The following is a 17,932-nucleotide window of genomic DNA, read 5'->3' on the forward strand; positions in this document are numbered from 1 at the left end:
GAACCGACCCCGTCCCTCCACGCGGCGTCCTGCTCCTGACCGCGTTGATCGCCCGGGTCGCGGTCGACGCCCCCGCGACGACGCTCCGCGCGCCGGTCCGCCCTGGGGCCATGGGCGAGGGCCTGCTCCTGCACACGCCCCAAAGACGACGCAGGCACGGCGGCGGATGCCCGCCGGCGGACGGCAGCGGCCGCCACGCCGATTACCGTTGCGGCTTCGCCTTCGACAGGATGAACCCATGACCGAGATCCAGACCCCCCGCCTGCTCCTGCGCCGCTGGCAGGACGACGACCTGGTGCCCATGGCCGAGATCAACGGCGACCCGCAGGTGATGCGCTGGGTCGGCGACGGCTCCGTACGCGACCTGGAACACACGGCGGAGGCCATCGAACGGTGGGAGGAGGAGTGGGACGAGGAGGGCTTCGGCCTCTTCGCCGTCGAGTTGCTGGCCTCGGGTGAACTGGCCGGTTTCACCGGCCTGTCCCTGCCGGAGTTCCTGCCCGAGGTGATGCCCGAGGTGTCCGTGTGCTGGCGGCTGGGCCGACAGTTCTGGGGTCAGGGCTACGCCTCGGAGGCCGCCCATGCCGCGATGGAGTTCGCGCTCCAGGACCGCGGCCTGGAACGGCTGGTCGGCATCGCGAGGATCGGCGACAACGCCTCGGAGAACGTGATGCGCAAGCTGGGCATGGCGCCGCAGCGCGAGACCACACACCCCAAGTACGGCTTCCCCCTGCGCGTGCACACCATCGACCTCACCGAGTTCCAGGCCTGAACCGGCGCCACCGCCCTGCGAGCGTCCACGTGGACCACGGCCCCGCCGACGGTCCGGGCGGTACGAGGGCCCACCCCGGCACGGGTGCACCCCGTGGACACGATCGGGCCTTCCAGCTCGTCGGCCGCCCTCGCTCCGAACAGAATCCGCGATCTCCGCTTCGTCGTGCGCCGTGCGCGGCCGGTCGCCGCGACCGGGCGCGTCGATGACGGCGACGGGGAGGCCGCAGCCGGTCACCAGGCGCTGGGCGCGGCCCGACATCGCCGGGTGCTTCCTGTGGTTGCCACCGCTGTGGGCAACGTCCACTGCGGACCTGATGGCTCCGTCCTGCGACGGCCTCACGCCCGGACAGCGCGGCGATTGGTGCAGACCTTGACGCGGCCACGCCACGGTCTTACGGTCTCGAGCTGACCGGTGTTCACATCCACACACCGCGTTCAGGTAAGTGAACCGTGATGCGACAGGAGGTCCCCCATGCGCGTGCGTACGCTGCTCGCTTCCCTCGCCGTCGCGACCGTCGTCATCGGCAGCGGCCCCGCTTTCGCCGCCGACCCCAAGGTCGCCCCCGGCGGCAACTTCGATCTCTCGGTGTGGCAGCTCCAGGAGCCGGTCGGCTCCCCGGGCTCACCGACCACCATCTCCTCGTCCCGCCTCCAAGGGGCGAACGGCTACCAGGACTCGTACTTCTACACCGACACCCGCGACGGCGCGATGACCTTCTGGGCGCCCGAGAAGGGCGTCACCACGCCCAACTCCAACTACGCCCGCTCCGAACTGCGCGAGATGAACCGCAGCGGCAGCGCCGCGGACTGGCCGCTCAGTGGTAGCCATCGCATGAGCGCGACGCTGCGCGTGGTCTCGGTGACCTCCAACGTCTGTGTCGGGCAGATCCACCTCGGCTCCGGCGGCTCGTCCACCAAGCCGCTGCTGGAGCTGTACTACCGCTCCAGCGGCGACATCGTCCTCGGCACCGAGAACTCGCCCTCCGGCGGCCAGACGCTCCACACCGTCGGCCACGTGTCCGTAGGCAAGACGTGGACGTACACCATCGGCGTTTCCGGCGGCCACACCATCGACCTGACGGTGAACGGCAGCACCACGCACTACGCGATCCCGTCGTCGTTCAACGCCTACAAGCAGTACTTCAAGGCGGGCTCGTACAACCAGTCCTCCTCCGACAGCACCACCAGGGGCGCGCGCGTCGCCTTCTACGGCCTCACGGTCTCGCACAGCTGAGCTACCGGCTCCCGCCGCGAGCGACAGGGTCGCGGCGGGACCTCTCGACCGGGGGCCGGGCCGATGTCCTCTTCCCCATGCTCCGCGACGAAACCTTCCACCAACCGGCCTACGGCTCCATGAGCAGGACGACTCGATCAGCCTCGACATCGAAGCCGAGGATCGGATGGCCAACGGCGCCCTCCCCGTCCATCAGCACCGGCTTGCCCAACCGCCGCCCGATCTCCCGGAAGAAGCCGCACAACACATCGAGTCGTTCCTGCCCCTGCAACTCCCGCAGATCGACGTCGAAGTCGACGACCTCGTCGTCAAGGAAACGGAAGATCGCCAGCACATCGGCAGACGGCCAGACCAGGAAGTTCGGACACTCCGCATCCGCGGGGCGGGACAGCACGGCCTCCGCCCGGGGTACCGGAAGCACGGCCTCGCCCTCCGAGTACTGGCACTCCCAACCCTTCTCCGCGACGAGATCGAGGACGGCCTGCCAGCCCTCCACCGAGACGTCCGGGACACGCACGTCCGGCAACGACCCCATCGAGTCCGGGTCGAAGAAACTGCTCACGTCATCCCACAGCAGATCAGCCACCTCGCCATGCTGCCCGGCTCGCCAGCCCAACGCAGCCCCTTTTCCAATGACCGCAGGCATGGGCCCCCACGCACCGTCAGGTGCGCCCTTCCGTCCCGGGCAAGGCGCGCCATCCCCGCCCGCGCGGGCCCGGGAGCGGCTCCCGGGCCCGCGTCGCGCGTCGGCGTGCGTGCACGGCGACTGGGGACACGCCGATTCACAGGAGACGTTCAGCCCAGCCGTGCGTCAAAGGCCAATGCCTGCGCCAGTTCCTCTACACGTCGCTCGGCCAGGCCCCTGGAGACGAACCAGGCACCGACGTTGCGGACATCGCGCTCCAGGAAGGACAGACCCCGCGGGTTCGCGACGACGTCGACGATCTGAGGCACGTCGATGACGACCAGGCGGCCCTCGTGGACGAGGATGTTGTAGGCCGACAGGTCGCCGTGCGCGTAGCCGTCACGCGCGAGCAGCGACAAGCTGCGGCCCAGTTGCTCCCACAGATCGTCCAGATCGACCTCTTCCGAGCGGAGCTGGGCGAGACGTGGCGCGGCCGTCCCCGACCGGTCGCCGATGAACTCCATGAGGATCTCGGTCCCGAGGATCTGCACGGGGTACGGCACGGCCACCCCCGCCGACCACAGCCGCGACAACGCCGCGAACTCGGCGCCGGCCCACTGGCCGGCGATGGCCTCCTTGCCGAAGGCCGTGCGCTTGGCCATGGCCCGGCTGATCCGGGACTCCTTGTGGGCACGCCCCTCCAGGTATCCGGAGTCGCGGTGGAACATGCGGTGCTGTCCGTCGCGGTAGCGTTTGGCGGCCATCAGAGCGCGGCGGTCGGTTCCGGGCACCGCCCGTTCGATCAGGAAGACGTCGGCCTCTTTGCCGGTCTTGACGATCCCGAGTTCGAAGTCGACGGCGGCCAGGTCCGTCACCACCCATGCGGGGCGCGGCTCGGGGCCCTTCTCGGTCGGGGTCGACCGGTCCCAGGTGGACCAGCGGTCACCCTCGGCAGGGCCGTCGGTCGACTGGCCGGGCGTTGGTTCCTCGAGGGTGTCCTCGTCGTCTTCGGCTCCGGAATCGAAGACGGTGGAACGGAGGTCCTGGGTGCTGTGGGCATCCCCGACCGCCGAGGGCCGGCGTGCCGCGTACTCGGGGAAGGCCTCCTCGAAGGCCTCGTCAGCGTCGCGGTGACTGCGTCGTCTGGTGCCCTTGGGGCGGATGCGGGTGAAGGACTCGCCGTCGGCAAAGCGCTCACGCATGGTGATGATCTCCAGTGGAAGGACCCACCGGGCGGAGCGTCAGCGAACGCGCGTCATCAGCCGGTGGGAAGGTAGCGGGAAAAGGCGTCTGGCGCGCACACACGAGCGCGCCGCGTCACGGCGGCGTCCACGAAGACGCACCTCCTCTCCCACTACGCCGGGCCGTTGTTCACGCCCGGCACTCCAGATCGGCACGATCCTAGCCAGCCCCGCAGACCGCGCAACCGGTTTTCTCAGGCCCCCGCAGGTACGGGTTGACGAGCACCGAAGGGGGCGACCCCGCGTTGCGCGGGCGCCACCGGGTCCTGGGTACGCCGTCGTCCCGGCCGATCCGGAAGGGCGCCGCCCCGTGCGGGACCGCGGACCCGCCGGGGAAACCGGACCGGGCGGGTAAACTCGTGGGGAAGTGTGATCCGCACGTCGGTACCCGGCGCCGGCACGCACGACGCAGCTCGACCCCACGCCGTACGGACGGGACCACCCGCTGTCGGTCACCGTCTTGTCTTCGGCTCGTTCTGGCGACTCCCCGGCCGCGCATCCACCGGGAATTCCCTCGATGCGTGCCCGTCGAGGAAGGTTCGCCCATGAACCGTTCGCCCCGGAACGACCAGCGCTCCGGCCAGTCCGGCCGTTCCCGTCCGCACATTCCCGGCCGCTCCGGCGGCAAGGGACGCCCCACGACCCCGCAGGGCGAGTTCGCGGCACCCGTGTCGACGACCCCGGCCCTGCCGCCGATGACGGCGTTCACCGAGCTGCGGCTCCCGCCGGCCCTGCTGAAGACGCTGACCGACCTCGGCGTGGACGAACCGTTCCCCATCCAGGCCGCCACGCTGCCGGACGCGCTGGCCGGCCGGGACGTGCTCGGCCGGGGACGCACCGGTTCGGGCAAGACCCTGGCTTTCGGCCTGCCGCTGCTGACCCGTACAGCCGGGCAGCGTGCCGAGCCCAAGCGGCCCCGCGCACTGGTCCTGGTGCCCACCCGTGAACTGGCGCAGCAGGTCACGGAATCGCTCACCCCCTACGCCCGGGCGCTGGACCTCAGGCTCGCCACCGTGGTCGGCGGCCTCTCGATCGGCCGGCAGGTCGGAGCGATCCGGGCGGGGGCCGAGGTCGTCGTGGCCACGCCCGGACGTCTGAGCGACCTCGTCGCGCGCCGTGACTGCCACCTGGACCACGTGCGGATCACGGTCCTGGACGAGGCGGACCAGATGGCGGACCTGGGGTTCATGCCGCAGGTCACCGAGCTGCTGGACCAGGTGCGGGCGGGCGGCCAGCGGATGCTGTTCTCGGCCACCCTCGACAACAACATCGACCTCCTGGTCCGTCGCTACCTGACCGATCCGGTGGTCCACTCGGTCGACCCCTCGGCCGCGACCGTCGTCGCCATGGAGCACCACGTGCTGTACGTCCACGCCGCCGACAAGTACGCCACCGCCACCGAGATCGCCGCCCGTGACGGCCGGGTGATCATGTTCCTGGACACCAAGCACGCGGTCGACCAGTTCACCAGGCACCTCGAGGGTTCCGGTGTCGCGGTGGCGGGCCTGCACAGCGGGAAGTCCCAGCCGCAGCGCACCCGGGCCCTCGCACGGTTCAAGACCGGCGAGGTGACGACCCTGGTGGCCACCAACGTCGCCGCCCGCGGCATCCACATCGACGACCTGGACCTCGTGGTCAACGTCGATCCCCCCGGTGACGCCAAGGACTACCTCCACCGCGGCGGACGGACCGCGCGGGCCGGCCGGTCCGGACGGGTGGTGACCCTCGTGACCACGCACCAACGCCCCGACATGACCCGGCTCATGTCCGACGCGGGCATCCGGCCGACGATCACCCAGGTACGATCCGGCGATGCGGCGCTGAGCCGGATCACCGGGGCCAAGGCCCCGTCCGGCGTTCCCGTCGCCGGCGCACCGGCCGCGCAGGCGTCGGCACGCGGTGGCGCCCCGTTCCGCGGCCTGGGCACGCGCCCCGGCCGGGAGTCGCGCAAGACGGCCGAGGCCCGCCAGATGGCCGCGGCCCGTGAGGCCGCCCGCATCCGCCGGGGCAACTGACCCCACGCTTGCTGCGCCGGCCCACCCCCCGTCGAGCAGGAACGCGACGCCGCGGCGCCAGGCATCAGGGACGGCGCTCGCAGCCGCACGGGCGAGCGGGGCGTCGGAGGACGCTCTGCACACGGCGATGCGTTCCGGCTTCGCCGCGAACTGAGCGGCGGGGCATACTGTCCGTCGTGGCGACGTATGACCGCATCGGTGCGACCTACAGTCACACGCGACGACCGGATCCCCGGATCGCCGCCCGGATCCACGAGGCGCTCGGCGATGCCACCACCGTCATCAATGTGGGTGCCGGCGCCGGTTCCTACGAACCACCGGCAACGGTCCTGGCGGTTGAGCCCAGTTCGGTGATGATCGCCCAACGTCCGACCGGATCTGCGCGGGCCCTGCAGGCATCGGCCGAGTCGATTCCCATCGCCGACGGCTCGGCCGACGCGGCGATGGCGCTGCTGACCGTGCACCACTGGACCGACCTGGAAGCCGGCGTCGGGGAACTCCTTCGGATCGCCCGGCAGCGCGTCGTCATCCTCACGTGGGACCAGGCCGTCTTCCGCAGGTTCTGGCTGCTGGACGAATACCTGCCGGAGGTGGCCGCGTTCGACGGCACAAGGGCCGTCCCGATCGACCGGCTGGTTGCGCTGCTCGGAGGCGCGCGCGTCGAGACGGTCCCGGTCCCGCACGACTGCACCGACGGATTCGGCGCCGCCTTCTGGCGCCGACCTGAGGCGTACCTCAACCCGAAAGTGCGAGCCGGCATATCGATGCTCGCCCAGACCGGTGAGGAAGTCCTCCGCCCGGGCCTGGCGCGGCTGTCCGGCGACCTGTCTTCCGGTCTGTGGCACGAGCGCCACGCCGACCTGCTCAACCGCGAAACGCTCGACGTCGGCTACCGACTTCTCGTAGCCGACCTGTAGGAACAGGCCGGGGCAGGACCGTGCCTTCCGCCCTGCTCGCCTGCCAACCGTGCGACGTAGGCGTTTGAGCGGTCGCGGTCCGCCTCACTGGCTCGCGTACGCGACGATCAGCTACGGCCGGGGTTCCTCCTCGGCATTGCTGCTCGCTGTGCGGGTGAGGATCGCACTTGCGACAACGTCGAAGAGGTGCTCGGCGCGTGGCGCGAGCGAGGGTTGATCGCCGAGCCAGGCAAGCGCCGCTACCAGGGCGAACACATCGGCGCCGTCCATGTCGGTCCGCGCGGTGCCCGCGGCCTGGGCACGGGTCAGGAGCCGCGCGCCGGCCGCGCGCAGAGTGACGCACGAAGCGTGGAGTGCGGACTCGGTGTCCTCGATGGCGGCTGCCATCAGCACCACGGCGCCCCGGTACTCGGTTGTCCAGGCGACGCAGTCGCGCAGCCACGAAACGAGAGCGTCGCCGGGCGAGTTGGACGTTTCGAGGGCGTCTGCCTTGGCGGTCAGCTCGTCGAAGCTCGTGCGGAGCAGGGCGTCGAGCAGCGCCTCGCGCGTCGGGAAGTGTCGCAGCAGCGTCGCGAGTCCCACATCGGCCCTGCGCGCGATGTCGCGCAGTGACACGTCGACGCCTTGCTCGGTGATGGCGGTGCCCGCTACTGCGAGCAGGTGGTCGCGGTTCTTCCTGGCGTCGGCCCGCATCTGTCCCCCTTGACTATCCGGATCAGTGGTCCATATATTCGGATCAGTGGTCCGTTTATGTGGATCGCTGATCCGAATGAGTCTATCCCGCAGCGCGGGGAGGAGAAACCGATGCCGACACACACGATGAGGGCGGTCCGGCTCCATGAGCACGGCGGTCCGGAGGTTCTGCGGTACGACGAGGTGCCGATGCCCAAGCCCGGGCCGGGTGAGGTGCTCGTTCGCGTGCACGCGGTCGGCGTCAATCCCCCCGACTGGTACCTGCGCGACGGGATGTCCAACCTGCCTCCGGAGGTGCGGCCGAAGTTCAGCCTGCCCGTGATTCCGGGGACGGACCTGTCGGGCGTCGTCGAGGCCGTCGCCGCGGACGTGGACGGCTTCTCCGTCGGGGACGAGGTCTTCGGTCTCCTTCGCTTCCCCAGCTTCGACGGCAGCACCTACGCCGAATACGTGGCCGCGCCCGCGTCGGACCTCGCGCTCAAGCCGGCCGGCATCGATCACGTGCACGCCGCCGGGGCGCCCATGGCCGGGCTCACGGCATGGCAGTTCCTGATCGAGCTCGGACACGATCACCCGTCGCCCTTCCAGGCGGCGCAGCACCGTCCGGTGCCACTCGACGCCGACACGACGGTGCTCGTCAACGGCGCCGCGGGCGGCGTGGGACACTTCGCGCTTCAGCTGGCGAAATGGAAGGGTGCACGGGTCATCGCGGTGGCGTCGGGCGCACACGAATCCTTCCTGCGCGAACTCGGCGCCGACGAGTTCATCGACTACACCAAGAGTCGTCCCGAGGAACTCGTGCACGACGTCGACCTCGTTCTCGACGCCGTCGGCGGCCCCCACAGCAAGCGCTTCCTGCGCACGCTCAAGCGCGGCGGCTCCCAGTTCCCCGTGTTCTTCGGCGAATTCGACGAAGAGGAGACCGCGAAGCTGGGCGTCACCGTCACGGGCACCCAGGTCCGATCCAACGGCGCGCAGCTCGCCGAGCTGGCACGCCTGCTCGACGCGGGCACGGTCCACGTCGCGATCGACAGCACCTTTGCGCTCACGGATGCCCGAGCCGCGCACGAACGCGCCGCCCGAGGGCACATCCAGGGGAAGATCGTGCTCACGGTCGCTTAGGAACGAGCCGTTTCACTGCGCTCCGGTCCGTTCGGGTTCGCCCGTGCGGGCCGGCCGCAGCCCCGCGTCGTAGTGATGCCGGTAGCCGAAAAGCTTTTCGATAATCCTGGCTCCCAAAAGGTCACGGATTCGATGTTCGCCTCCCCGGATTGCCACGAAAGAAGGCCCTCGAGGAAGTTCCGTTCGTGTTCCACCTCACTCGGGCTGACGGATCTGCGAGCCGAGGCTGGGTTGCCGGTCGCCGCCTCGAGCTGCCCCTACCGGCCACCGCCGTCCGGCCCGCAGGCGCCTCCGATCAAGGAGCCGCATGCCTCCCCCGTCGTCCGGGCGCCCTCCCGGGGCCGCTTCGGCAGCCTCTTCGCCGGTTCCGCCCGCGCAGCACCTGCACCCGCCGCTCATTGCCCGGCGATGACGCTGGGGGGACCTGCCAGTACCTGGACCAGCAGGCCAGGGCCAAGGCAGGCCTGCTGGACCGCTCCGAGGCACCTTTTGGGCTGGTTCTCTGGGATGCACGCAGTCGTCAAGAACCAAGGACCTCCCCATGAACCTGAAGCTCGAAATGATCGTGCTGCCCGTCTCCGACACCGACCGGGCCAAGGCCTTCTACGAGAAGGTCGGATTCCGCCTGGACGTCGACTACACGGCCAACGAGGAATTCCGGGTCGTGCACTTCACGCCGCCCGGCTCCGAGTGCTCGATCATTTTCGGCGAGGGAATGACTCCTATCGCACCCGGCTCGTTCCAAGGCCTGTATCTCATCGTCTCCGACATCGAGGAGGCCCACGCGGAGCTCGTCGGCCGCGGCATCGAGGTCAGCGAGATATTCCACGACGCCGGCGGGCTGCTGCACCACGGCCACGAGGGCGGGGATGTCACCTACGACCGTGTCGGCCAGAAGCAGCTGGCCGGCCTGCATCCCGAGCGCGCCTCCTACGGCTCCTTCCTCACCTTCAGCGACCCGGACGGCAACGGATGGGTGCTCCAGGAGGTCTCGCAGCGCCTCCCCGGCCGCTGATCAGCCCACACAGCCGCCGCAGGCCGGCACCGGACCGCCGGGCGAGCGCGATGGTTACCCTCCGCCGCCCGGCGGTCCGGTGCCGCGGACACCGTGAGACGGCTTTGCCGCCACGGTCGTCCCATCCCGGGACCGCCCCCGTCGACCCCGTGCGGGGCGGAGGCCCCGACGCCCTTCCGGAGTGTCCGACCGAGTCACCGAAGCAATGAGGAATCAAACAGTGAGGAACGCAGCAGAGATGAACGAGACGACCCGCACCTACGACGTGATCGTCATCGGTGGGGGGCCGGTCGGCGAGAACGTGGCCGAACGCGCCCGCGCCGCAGGGCTCAGCGCCGTGATCGTGGAACGCGAACTCCTCGGCGGCGAGTGCTCGTTCTGGGCCTGCGACCCGAGCAAGGCGCTGCTCCGCCCGGTGGTGGTGCGGGCCGACGCGAGCCGCGTACCCGGACTCGACCCGGCGGTGGCCGGCCCGCTGGACGTCGAGGCGGTCCTCGCACACCGCGACAAGATGTCCTCGTACTGGAAGGACGAGGACCAGGTCGACTGGCTGAACTCGGTCTCCGTCGACCTCGTACGCGGCCACGGCCGCCTCACCGGCCCCAAGCAGGTGGCCGTGCGGACCCCTGAGGGCGACACCGTCGCCCTGACCGCCCGGCACGCCGTCGCCGTCTCCACCGGCACCCGCGCCGCCCTGCCCCCGATCCCCGGACTCGACACCATCCGCCCCTGGACCAGCCGCGAGGCCACCAGCGCCGACAAGGTGCCCGGCCGCCTCGCCGTCGTCGGAGGCGGTGTGGTCGCCGTCGAGATGGCCACCGTCTGGCAGGCGCTCGGTTCCCAGGTCACCATGCTCGTCCTTGACGACGGACTCCTCGAGCGGATGGAGCCGTTCGCCGGCGAACTGGTCACCGACGGACTGCGCGAAGCGGGCGTCGACATCCGCTTCAACACATCCGTCACCTCCCTGGCCCGCGAGGGCGGCGAAGACGGCGAGGTGCGGATCGCGCTCTCCGACGGCGGACAACTGGCCGCGGACGAGATCCTGCTGGCGACCGGCCGCGCCCCGCAGACCCGCGACCTCGGTCTGGAGACCGTCGGTCTCACCCCCGGCGACTGGCTGACCGTCGACGACACCTTCCGTGTCACCGGCGTCGACGGCGGCTGGCTCTACGCCGTCGGCGACGTCAACCGCCGTGCGCTCATGACGCATCAGGGCAAGTACCAGGCCCGGATCGCCGGCACCGTCATCGGCGCCCGTGCCAACGGCGAGCCCGTCGACGACGCACCCTGGGGCGCGCATGTCGCCACCGCCGACCACGCAGCCGTCCCCCAGGTCGTCTTCACCACCCCCGAGGTCGCCTCCGTCGGCCTGACCAGCCGCGAGGCCGAGCAGAGCGGGCGCCGCATCGAGGTCGTCGACTACAACCTCGCCCACGTCGCCGGCGCCCACCAGTACGGCGAGGACTACCGCGGCAAGGCCCGCATGCTCGTCGACACCGACCGCAACACCGTGGTGGGCGTCACCTTCGCCGGCCCCGGCGTCGGGGAACTGGTGCACTCGGCCACCATCGCCGTCGCGGGCGAGGTGCCCCTCCACCGGCTCTGGCACGCCGTCCCCGCCTTCCCGACCCTCGGCGAAGTCTGGCTGCGGCTGCTGGAGACCTACCGCGGCTGAGCATGCTCCGGCCGGCATGCGGGGTGGCCCTGGCCCCCGCCGGCTGACCCGGCCGTGTGCGGGTGAGGAGCGATCCTCCCCTCCCGGCGGCCGGTAGCGCTGCGGGGGCTCGTGAAGTCCCCGCAGCGCCCACGTACGGAGCTGGAAGCACTCTTCACGTGGGAGGGCCTGGGCATCGGATCACGCACTGCCGCAGCGGCTGCGGAGGAGTTCCACACCGGGGCCATCGAGGTCGTCGCAGTAGGTCGCGCGCCCGGTCGTGGCCATGATCAGGGCCACGGTGGGGCCGGACACGAGCGGCCCGGAACCGGTGGCGAACGGGCCGTCATCCGCGACGAGTCGCAGTCCGCCGATGCGGCCCTTGGCAAGGACCACGAGGTCCGAACCCTGGTAGTACTCGGCAACCTGCGTGAGGACCTGGATCGGGTGGTCGTGCCGGATGCCCAGCGGGCGCCGGATGTCCTCTCCGTGCACGATCGTTTCGCCCAGCATCGCGATGGTGGGCAAGGGAGGCTTGGTGGTGCTCGGGATGACATGCCGGAATCGTTCGAGGGTCTCGGCCGGAGTCGTGCCCAACTGCTCGGCCAGCCGCATGGCCACCTGCTTGTCGAAGTCGAGCCTGCAGCGGATCACTCCCGCCATCCAGCGCACGGCATTGAGGCTCGCGCCCGCGGTCACGTGCGCCAGCACCTCACGTACCGTCAAGCCGGTACACAACGAGGGCGTTGCCCAGCGCTCGTCCGTCAGATCCGCGAGATCGGCCGCCAGCGCCGCTCGCTCGGCGTGGATCAGGGGCCAGACCCCGGTCCCGCGGCTACGGTCTGCTGTCACTTCCGGATCGGTCATACGGCCAGGTCTCCTGTCACGGGTCGCGCTCTGCGGCAACGGCATTCACGAAGGAGACTCCGGCTCCAGCGCAAAGTCATCGCCCGTGCGCGACCTGTCCTCCGGCACCCGTACCTGGATCTCCCAGGCACCGGCAGCGGCTCGGAACGGAGATGTGAGACTTGACTCTCACAATATGTGAGAGGAGACTCTCACGTCATGGATGCCGATAACCGTCTGGGCGATGTCGAGATCACTGATCCGCGGGCGATGCGGGCGCTGGCGCACCCGGTGCGGCTGGCGATCCTCGAACGCCTCCAGCGGCACGGGCCGGCGACGGCTACGCAACTCGCGCCCGATGTGGGGGCGACCCCGTCGGTGACCAGCTGGCATCTGCGGCATCTGGCGGGCTTCGGGCTGGTCCGCGATGCCGAGCCCGGCCCGGACCGTCGCCAGCGGCGGTGGGAGGCGGTGGCGCGCGGCTTCCGGTTCGAGGCGCCGGAGGACCCGGAGGACGAGGAGGGCAGGACGGCCGCGCGGGTCCTGTCCCGGGAGATGTTCGTGCGCTCCGCGGACCTGGCGAACCGGTGGGCCGCCGAGGTCGAACCCGGCCTCGAACCGGCGTGGCTGCGGCGTGCGGGGCTGGCCAACACCCGCGTCGTCGTCTCCGCCGACGAACTCGCCGCCATCGAGGACGCGATCGAACGCGTCCTGGCGCCCTACGTGATGCGTGACGAGGCCGCGCGTCCGGCCGACGCCCGTGGCGTCAGGCTGCTGCGTTACGCCCTGCCCGAGGGCGCCGAGCAGCGGACCGGCGGGACGTCATGAGCGCCGCAGACCAGGCCGTACCCATATCGCTCTGGCGTGACCAGCGGTTCCGTCGTTTCTGGGCCGGCCAGTCGGTCTCGCAGTTCGGCGACCGGATCACCGAACTGGCCCTGCCGCTGATCGCGGTGGGGGCGCTGCACGCTTCGGCCCATCAGGTGGCGTGGCTGACCGCGCTCATCTGGGCCCCGAACCTGCTCGGGATCGTCCTCGGTGCCTGGGTCGACCACCGCATCCACAAGCGGCGCCTGATGGTCCTCGCCGACCTGGCGCGCGCCGCAGTGCTGCTCTCCCTCCCGGCCGCCTATCTGCTGGAGGCGGTGACGCTGGGGCAGTTGTACGCCGTGGCGTTACTGACCGGCGCCGCAGCGGTGCTGTTCAACACCGCCTATCCCCCGTTCTTCGCCCACCTGGTGCCCCGGTCCTCCTACGTGGACGCGAACAGCAAGCTCAGTACCAGCCGGTCGGCGTCATACGTCGCCGGCCCGGCGATCGGTGGTGCTCTCGTCCAGGCGCTGACCGCTCCCGTCGCCGTCGTCGTCGACGCCCTGACGTTCCTGGCGTCCGCGCTTCTGGTCGGTCGGGTTTCGATGGACGAACCGCCGGCCGTCCCTGACCGGGCGACACCCCCGCTGCTGCGGCGGGCCAGGGAGGGACTGGCGTTCGTCATCCGTCACCCGGTGCTGCGGCCGAGCCTCGGGTGCGTGGCGACCATCAACTTCTTCACCTTCGTCGCGGGCAGCGGGCTGATCGTGCTGTTCGCCAACCGGGACCTCGCACTGACCGCCGGAGTCCTCGGCATGGCCTTCGGGATCGGCGCCACCGGCTCGCTCCTTGGCGCGGTGATCGCGCCGAAGGTCTCGCGAAGGCTCGGCGTCGGCCGAAGCATCGCCGTGGGCGCGGTGCTGTTCCCGGCACCGATCGCCATCACCGCCGCCGCGGGCGGACCCCTGTGGGCTCGCGCCGGAGCCTTGGCCCTGGCCCAGTTCCTCTCCGGTGTCGGCGTCATGCTCTTCGACGTCAACCTCAACTCCCTCCAGGCGGCGGTGATCCCCGATGGCATGCGCAGTCGGGTCGCCGGCGCGTACAGCACGATCAACTACGGTGTACGCCCCGTGGGCGCCGTCCTCGGCGGCCTCCTCGCCACACTCATCGGCCTCCGGGTGACGCTCCTCGTCGCCGCCGTCGGCGGAGCGCTGTCGCTGCTCTGGCTGCTGCCCTCGCCGGTACCACGCATCCGTTCCCTGACCCCTGGCCATCCGGTAGCTCCCGGCACCGATACGAACCGGGACGCGCAACCATCGCCTACCTGACCGCAACGGAGGCATCCGGGTCGGAGCGTGGGCCGCGCTGCCGACACGGCTGCCCCTCACCGGCGCGATTGCCACGCGCCGGTGAGGGGCGGTTGCCCGTGGGTGTCGCCGTGCAGGAGGGTCAGACCCGGTCGGCCGCGATGAGCAGGTACTGGAAGCTGCCGTTGCGGTAGGCGGTCAGGAACGTGTCCTCGATGCCGGTGACCAGGTGGTCCGCCTGCTTGCGCAGCTCCCAGTAGGGGATCGCGGCCTCGGTCAGGTCCTGCACGTGGACCGGTACCAGACGGTGGCGCGCCATCGCCCGGAAGTACGCGGAGCGCGGGTGGATGTCGCAGATGTAGTGCGCGTTGATCAGGGACACCTCGCGCGAGGCCTGACCATAGGTGTCGTTGTAGCAGCCGGTGACCGTCACGTACCGTCCGCCGCGGCGCAGCAGGCGGGCGTGCTCGGCGAACAGCAGGTCCAGCTCGACGTACATGGTGGACTCGTTGTTCCAGGACGCCGCGTACCCGCCGGTCTCGAAGCCCGTGTCGAGCATGTTGCGGTGGTGGTAGCGGACCTTGTCGTCGATGCCCCGGGCACGGGCCTGGTCGTTGGCGAAGTCGGCCTGTTTGGTGGAGAGGGTGACCCCGTCGGCGTGGCAGCCGTAGCGCAGGTGCGCCACGACGCTGCCGCCGCCCCGGCCGCAGCCGGCGTCGAAGACGCGGTCGTCCGCGGAGAGGTTCCCCAGGTTGGAGGCGAGCAGTTCGGCCTGGGCGTGCTCCAGGCGGTGCAGTTCGGCGGTGATGCGCTTGCGCCGCCGGCCGGGATCGGGTTCGTCGAGGACCGAGGTGTCGGCCTCACCGATGCCGTAGTGGTGGTGGTACAGGTCGTCGATCTTTCCGAGTTCGAGGTTGACCGGGTTCTCCTCGGCGTTCCAGTAGTCCGCGATCCGGCTCTGGTAGGTGGACTGGGCCGGGACCGGAAGGACCGCGGGCCGGGCGGCAGGGGCGTGGGTCAACTGTTGCTCCTCGTGGTGCAGGTGCCATGTGCCGGTGGGTCACAGGCGGCGGTTACCAGTAGTCGGGCAGGTGGTAGCGGTGGCTGTTGGTGGCGTGCCACTCGTGGTTGCCGGACACCCAGGCGGCGAGCCCCCGGGCGTAGCGCTCCACGAGGGGCGAGGTGGCGGAGAGCAGCGCCGATTCCTCTTCGAAGGCCGCCATGATCGTGTTGTGGATCTCGACGGATCGCAGGTAGGCGGCCTTCAGCCCGCGCCGCTCGTTCGCGGCGACGACCTGGGGCAGGTTGAGGTGTGACGGGTCGCTGGCCAGTTCCTTGGTGAAGGAGTACAGGTCGTTGACGATCGTCGTGGCGTTGCAGGCCAGCGCCGTGATCCGCTGGATCTCGGGGCGGGCGTAGGCCTGCTCGGGCAGCTCGTAGCCGTCCACGGCGTCCACGATGGACAGGCAGGGGCGGAAGTTGTTGAACTGCCGCATCACGAGGTACTCCCAGACCTGCGGCACGTACCGGGTCTCCGCCCAGGCGGCCTCGGCCAGGTAGCCCAGGTGCAGCCGGGCGACGTCGTGCACGAACCGGTCGGTCTGGCTCGGTGTGGCCAGGACGGCGAAGTCCCGCAGCGCGAGGTGGTAAGAGCGCAGCGGGCCGTCCGCCCGGACACCGCGCCGCCACTCCTCCTCCAGTGCGGGGGTGCCGTGGTAGGGGTCGAGTGCCGACTGGGCGATGACCAGCCGTCCGCCGAGGCCCTTGCGCGCTCCCCCGCGGCCCTCGTCCTCCTCGCAGTAGCAGGAGTCGACGATGTTCTCGGCGAGCAGCAGCTTGCCTGCGGCGGTGAGGCGCTCCAGGTCGGCGGCCCCCGGGTGCTGGAGCACGACGGCACGGCCGAACTGGAAACCGGCGAAGTCGCCCTGCCAGGCCGCCGGGAACAGCTCGTTGGCGCGGGCCCAGGCCTCCACGCGCAGGTCGACCTCCTGCACCTTCTCCGGGTCGGCGGGCACCGCGGGCCGGTACAGCAGCCCGGGGATGGCGCCGTGGCGCCGCGCTCTCGCGCTCCGGGCGGGGCTGGGGGGTCCGGGCAGCGTGAAGGCGGTGGGGTGTGTGGTCACGGGGTGCTCCAGGCCGTCATTCGGGGAGCCGGCCGACCTGGACGTTCTCCAGGATCCCTGCCGCGTCGGGCACGAGGATGGCCAGCGAGTAGTAGGCGGTGACGAGGTAGCTGATGATCGCGGCGGAGTCGATGCCCATGAACCGGACGTTCAGGCCCGGCTGGTACTCCTCCGGGATGCCGGTCTGGTGCAGGCCGACGACGCCCTGGTCCGCCTCGCCGGTGCGCAACGCGATGATGCTGGTGGTCTGGTCGTCACTGATCGGGATCTTGCCGCAGGGCAGGATCGGGACCCCGCGCCACGCCGGCACATCGTGGCCGTCCAGGCTCGCGGTGCCGGGCATCAGGCCGCGCCGGTTGCACTGCCGGAAGAAGGCGGCGATCGCCTTGGGGTGGGCGAGGAAGACCTTCGTCTTGCGGCGCATCGACAGCAGCTCGTCCATGTCGTCCGGGGCCGGCGGGCCGGCGAAGGTGCTGACCCGCTGGCCGTAGTCGACGTTGTGCAGGAGGCCGAACTCCCGGTTGTTGACCAGCTCCCACTCCTGGCGTTCGCGGATCTCCTCGACGGTCAGGCGCAGTTGCTGCTCGGTCTGGTCCATCGGGTCGTTGTAGAGGTCGGCGACGCGGCTGTGGAGCCGCAGGACGGTCTGGGTGAGGGACAGCTGGTACTCGCGCGGGGCGAGGTCGTAGTCCACGAAGCCGCCCGTCAGCGTCGGCTCGCCCACGTGGCCGGCCTGCACCGGGACGTCGGCCTCGCCCTTGCGGTTCATCGGCCGGTGCTGCCGGTCGACGTAGGAGCGCAGATGCGCGCCGAGGGAGGGCGCCCGCTGCGTGAGGTCCTCCACAGCGGCCCAGGGCATCGCGAGGACCACCCCGGCCGTCTCGGCCCGCACCGAGGCCGACCACAGCGGGTCGGGCTGCCCCACGGCCTCGTCGCCCAGCTGGTCGCCGTCGGTGACGACCCCGATGATCCCCTCGTCACCGTACTTGCCGCAGGTGTAGCGGGTGAACCGGCCGCGGACGACCAGGTACACCTCCGTCACGGGCTGGCCGGCCTCGAAGAGCACCTGTCCGGCGCGTACCTCCTGGGGCCGGAAGTGGCCGGCGATCTCCCGCAGGACGTCCGTGTCGGCGTAGCCGCGCAGGATCGGCAGCTCCGTGAGCGACTGCGGGATGACGCGGATGTCGTCGCTCCCGTTGTGCTCGAAGTGCACACGGCCACGGTTCGTGCGCAGTTGGAGGCGCCGGTTGACCCGGTACGTGCCGCCCTTGACGTCCACCCACGGCAGGGCCTTCAGCAGCCATCGCGAGGTGATGGCCTGCATCTGCGGCTCGGACTTGGTGGTCGTGGCGAGCTGGCGTGCCGCGCGGGTGCTCAGACTGGTGAGCTGCTCGGCCGCGGGATCAGCGGCGGGTTCTTCGACGGCGGGACCGGTGGCGCTGTCCAGTGTGGACACATTCCCTCCAGCAGGGCTGGTGAACGAACAGAGGTGACCGCAGCGGTCGGTGACGACGTGACGGCGGCGACCCTGTGATCCACTCAATCAGGACGGT

At 70.6% G+C, this 17,932-nt stretch carries 16 protein-coding genes and 1 pseudogene; 9 read left to right on the top strand and 8 right to left on the bottom strand.

The features are described 5' to 3' along the window. The first annotated feature begins 238 nt into the window (after positions 1–238). The gene (locus PV410_RS27340; RefSeq protein ID WP_500328293.1) at positions 239–772 is read left to right on the top strand and encodes a GNAT family N-acetyltransferase; all 534 of its coding nucleotides are present in this window, start codon (positions 239–241) and stop codon (positions 770–772) included. Between the two features lie 98 nt (positions 773–870). Here the strand turns inward: PV410_RS27340 and PV410_RS27345 are convergent. Further along, a pseudogene (locus tag PV410_RS27345) lies at positions 871–1,069 on the bottom strand (alpha/beta hydrolase); the annotation flags it as partial. A 177-nt stretch (positions 1,070–1,246) separates the two neighbouring features. Between PV410_RS27345 and PV410_RS27350 the strand changes: the two are divergent. Continuing rightward, positions 1,247–2,008 carry a polysaccharide lyase family 7 protein gene (locus tag PV410_RS27350; RefSeq protein ID WP_500328294.1) on the top strand — a complete coding sequence of 254 codons (762 nt, stop codon included), beginning with the start codon at positions 1,247–1,249 and terminating at the stop codon, positions 2,006–2,008. A gap of 109 nt (positions 2,009–2,117) precedes the next feature. Here PV410_RS27350 and PV410_RS27355 read toward each other — a convergent pair whose 3' ends face one another. Then, the gene (locus PV410_RS27355) at positions 2,118–2,594 is read right to left on the bottom strand and encodes a hypothetical protein (protein ID WP_500328295.1); all 477 of its coding nucleotides are present in this window, start codon (positions 2,592–2,594) and stop codon (positions 2,118–2,120) included. A gap of 209 nt (positions 2,595–2,803) precedes the next feature. Further along, the gene (locus PV410_RS27360) at positions 2,804–3,835 is read right to left on the bottom strand and encodes a serine protein kinase RIO (RefSeq protein ID WP_500328297.1); all 1,032 of its coding nucleotides are present in this window, start codon (positions 3,833–3,835) and stop codon (positions 2,804–2,806) included. A 584-nt stretch (positions 3,836–4,419) separates the two neighbouring features. Between PV410_RS27360 and PV410_RS27365 the strand changes: the two genes are divergently transcribed. Both PV410_RS27365 and PV410_RS27370 read left to right on the top strand, forming a co-directional pair. After that, positions 4,420–5,889, top strand: coding sequence for a DEAD/DEAH box helicase (locus tag PV410_RS27365; RefSeq protein WP_500328299.1), 1,470 nt, complete (start codon positions 4,420–4,422; stop codon positions 5,887–5,889). A 176-nt stretch (positions 5,890–6,065) separates the two neighbouring features. Beyond that, entirely contained in the window at positions 6,066–6,806 is a 741-nt protein-coding gene (locus PV410_RS27370; protein ID WP_500328300.1) for a class I SAM-dependent methyltransferase, read from the top strand. A gap of 111 nt (positions 6,807–6,917) precedes the next feature. On the opposite strand, the gene PV410_RS27375 is transcribed toward PV410_RS27370, so the two are convergent. Further along, positions 6,918–7,499, bottom strand: coding sequence for a TetR/AcrR family transcriptional regulator (locus PV410_RS27375; RefSeq protein WP_500328301.1), 582 nt, complete (start codon positions 7,497–7,499; stop codon positions 6,918–6,920). Between the two features lie 111 nt (positions 7,500–7,610). On the opposite strand from PV410_RS27375, the gene PV410_RS27380 reads away from it, so the two are divergent. The 3 genes from PV410_RS27380 (at position 7,611) to PV410_RS27390 (ending at position 11,314) form a co-directional block, all read left to right on the top strand. Continuing rightward, positions 7,611–8,621, top strand: a complete 1,011-nt coding sequence (locus PV410_RS27380; RefSeq protein ID WP_500328369.1) for an NADP-dependent oxidoreductase — start codon at positions 7,611–7,613, stop codon at positions 8,619–8,621. A gap of 541 nt (positions 8,622–9,162) precedes the next feature. Next, positions 9,163–9,636: a VOC family protein gene (locus tag PV410_RS27385; RefSeq protein ID WP_500328303.1), complete on the top strand. Its 474-nt coding sequence runs from the start codon at positions 9,163–9,165 to the stop codon at positions 9,634–9,636. 238 nt (positions 9,637–9,874) lie between these two features. Continuing rightward, positions 9,875–11,314, top strand: a complete 1,440-nt coding sequence (locus PV410_RS27390; RefSeq protein WP_500328304.1) for a dihydrolipoyl dehydrogenase family protein — start codon at positions 9,875–9,877, stop codon at positions 11,312–11,314. Positions 11,315–11,494: 180 nt separating this feature from the next. On the opposite strand, the gene PV410_RS27395 is transcribed toward PV410_RS27390, so the two are convergent. After that, positions 11,495–12,160 (bottom strand): maleylpyruvate isomerase family mycothiol-dependent enzyme, encoded by a 666-nt coding sequence (locus tag PV410_RS27395; RefSeq protein ID WP_500328305.1) that lies wholly within the window; start codon positions 12,158–12,160, stop codon positions 11,495–11,497. Positions 12,161–12,358: 198 nt separating this feature from the next. On the opposite strand from PV410_RS27395, the gene PV410_RS27400 reads away from it, so the two are divergent. Continuing rightward, positions 12,359–12,967, top strand: coding sequence for an ArsR/SmtB family transcription factor (locus PV410_RS27400; protein WP_500328307.1), 609 nt, complete (start codon positions 12,359–12,361; stop codon positions 12,965–12,967). Then, a complete protein-coding gene (locus PV410_RS27405; RefSeq protein ID WP_500328308.1) occupies positions 12,964–14,277 on the top strand; it encodes an MFS transporter in 1,314 nt (437 codons plus the stop codon). Before PV410_RS27400 ends, PV410_RS27405 begins: the two co-directional genes overlap by 4 nt. A gap of 121 nt (positions 14,278–14,398) precedes the next feature. On the opposite strand, the gene PV410_RS27410 is transcribed toward PV410_RS27405, so the two are convergent. From PV410_RS27410 to PV410_RS27420, 3 genes are read right to left on the bottom strand one after another with little or no spacing between them, the layout of a single operon-like run. Next, positions 14,399–15,277 carry a geranyl diphosphate 2-C-methyltransferase gene (locus PV410_RS27410; RefSeq protein ID WP_500328310.1) on the bottom strand — a complete coding sequence of 293 codons (879 nt, stop codon included), beginning with the start codon at positions 15,275–15,277 and terminating at the stop codon, positions 14,399–14,401. Between the two features lie 52 nt (positions 15,278–15,329). After that, a complete protein-coding gene (locus tag PV410_RS27415) occupies positions 15,330–16,379 on the bottom strand; it encodes a family 2 encapsulin nanocompartment cargo protein terpene cyclase (protein WP_499508902.1) in 1,050 nt (349 codons plus the stop codon). A gap of 16 nt (positions 16,380–16,395) precedes the next feature. After that, positions 16,396–17,835, bottom strand: a complete 1,440-nt coding sequence (locus PV410_RS27420; protein ID WP_500328311.1) for a family 2B encapsulin nanocompartment shell protein — start codon at positions 17,833–17,835, stop codon at positions 16,396–16,398. Between the last annotated feature and the right edge of the window lie 97 nt (positions 17,836–17,932).

This window comes from Streptomyces sp. PA03-5A, assembly GCF_033792725.1.
Taxonomy (GTDB): Bacteria; Actinomycetota; Actinomycetes; order Streptomycetales; family Streptomycetaceae; genus Actinacidiphila.

Coding starts and splice junctions, on each gene's coding strand:
- PV410_RS27340 (WP_500328293.1), top strand. CDS start 239: ATGACCGAGATCCAGACCCCCCGCCTGCTCCTGCGCCGCTGGCAGGAC.
- PV410_RS27350 (WP_500328294.1), top strand. CDS start 1,247: ATGCGCGTGCGTACGCTGCTCGCTTCCCTCGCCGTCGCGACCGTCGTC.
- PV410_RS27360 (WP_500328297.1), bottom strand. CDS start 3,835: ATGCGTGAGCGCTTTGCCGACGGCGAGTCCTTCACCCGCATCCGCCCC.
- PV410_RS27365 (WP_500328299.1), top strand. CDS start 4,420: ATGAACCGTTCGCCCCGGAACGACCAGCGCTCCGGCCAGTCCGGCCGT.
- PV410_RS27375 (WP_500328301.1), bottom strand. CDS start 7,499: ATGCGGGCCGACGCCAGGAAGAACCGCGACCACCTGCTCGCAGTAGCG.
- PV410_RS27380 (WP_500328369.1), top strand. CDS start 7,611: ATGCCGACACACACGATGAGGGCGGTCCGGCTCCATGAGCACGGCGGT.
- PV410_RS27385 (WP_500328303.1), top strand. CDS start 9,163: ATGAACCTGAAGCTCGAAATGATCGTGCTGCCCGTCTCCGACACCGAC.
- PV410_RS27390 (WP_500328304.1), top strand. CDS start 9,875: ATGAACGAGACGACCCGCACCTACGACGTGATCGTCATCGGTGGGGGG.
- PV410_RS27395 (WP_500328305.1), bottom strand. CDS start 12,160: ATGACCGATCCGGAAGTGACAGCAGACCGTAGCCGCGGGACCGGGGTC.
- PV410_RS27400 (WP_500328307.1), top strand. CDS start 12,359: ATGGATGCCGATAACCGTCTGGGCGATGTCGAGATCACTGATCCGCGG.
- PV410_RS27405 (WP_500328308.1), top strand. CDS start 12,964: ATGAGCGCCGCAGACCAGGCCGTACCCATATCGCTCTGGCGTGACCAG.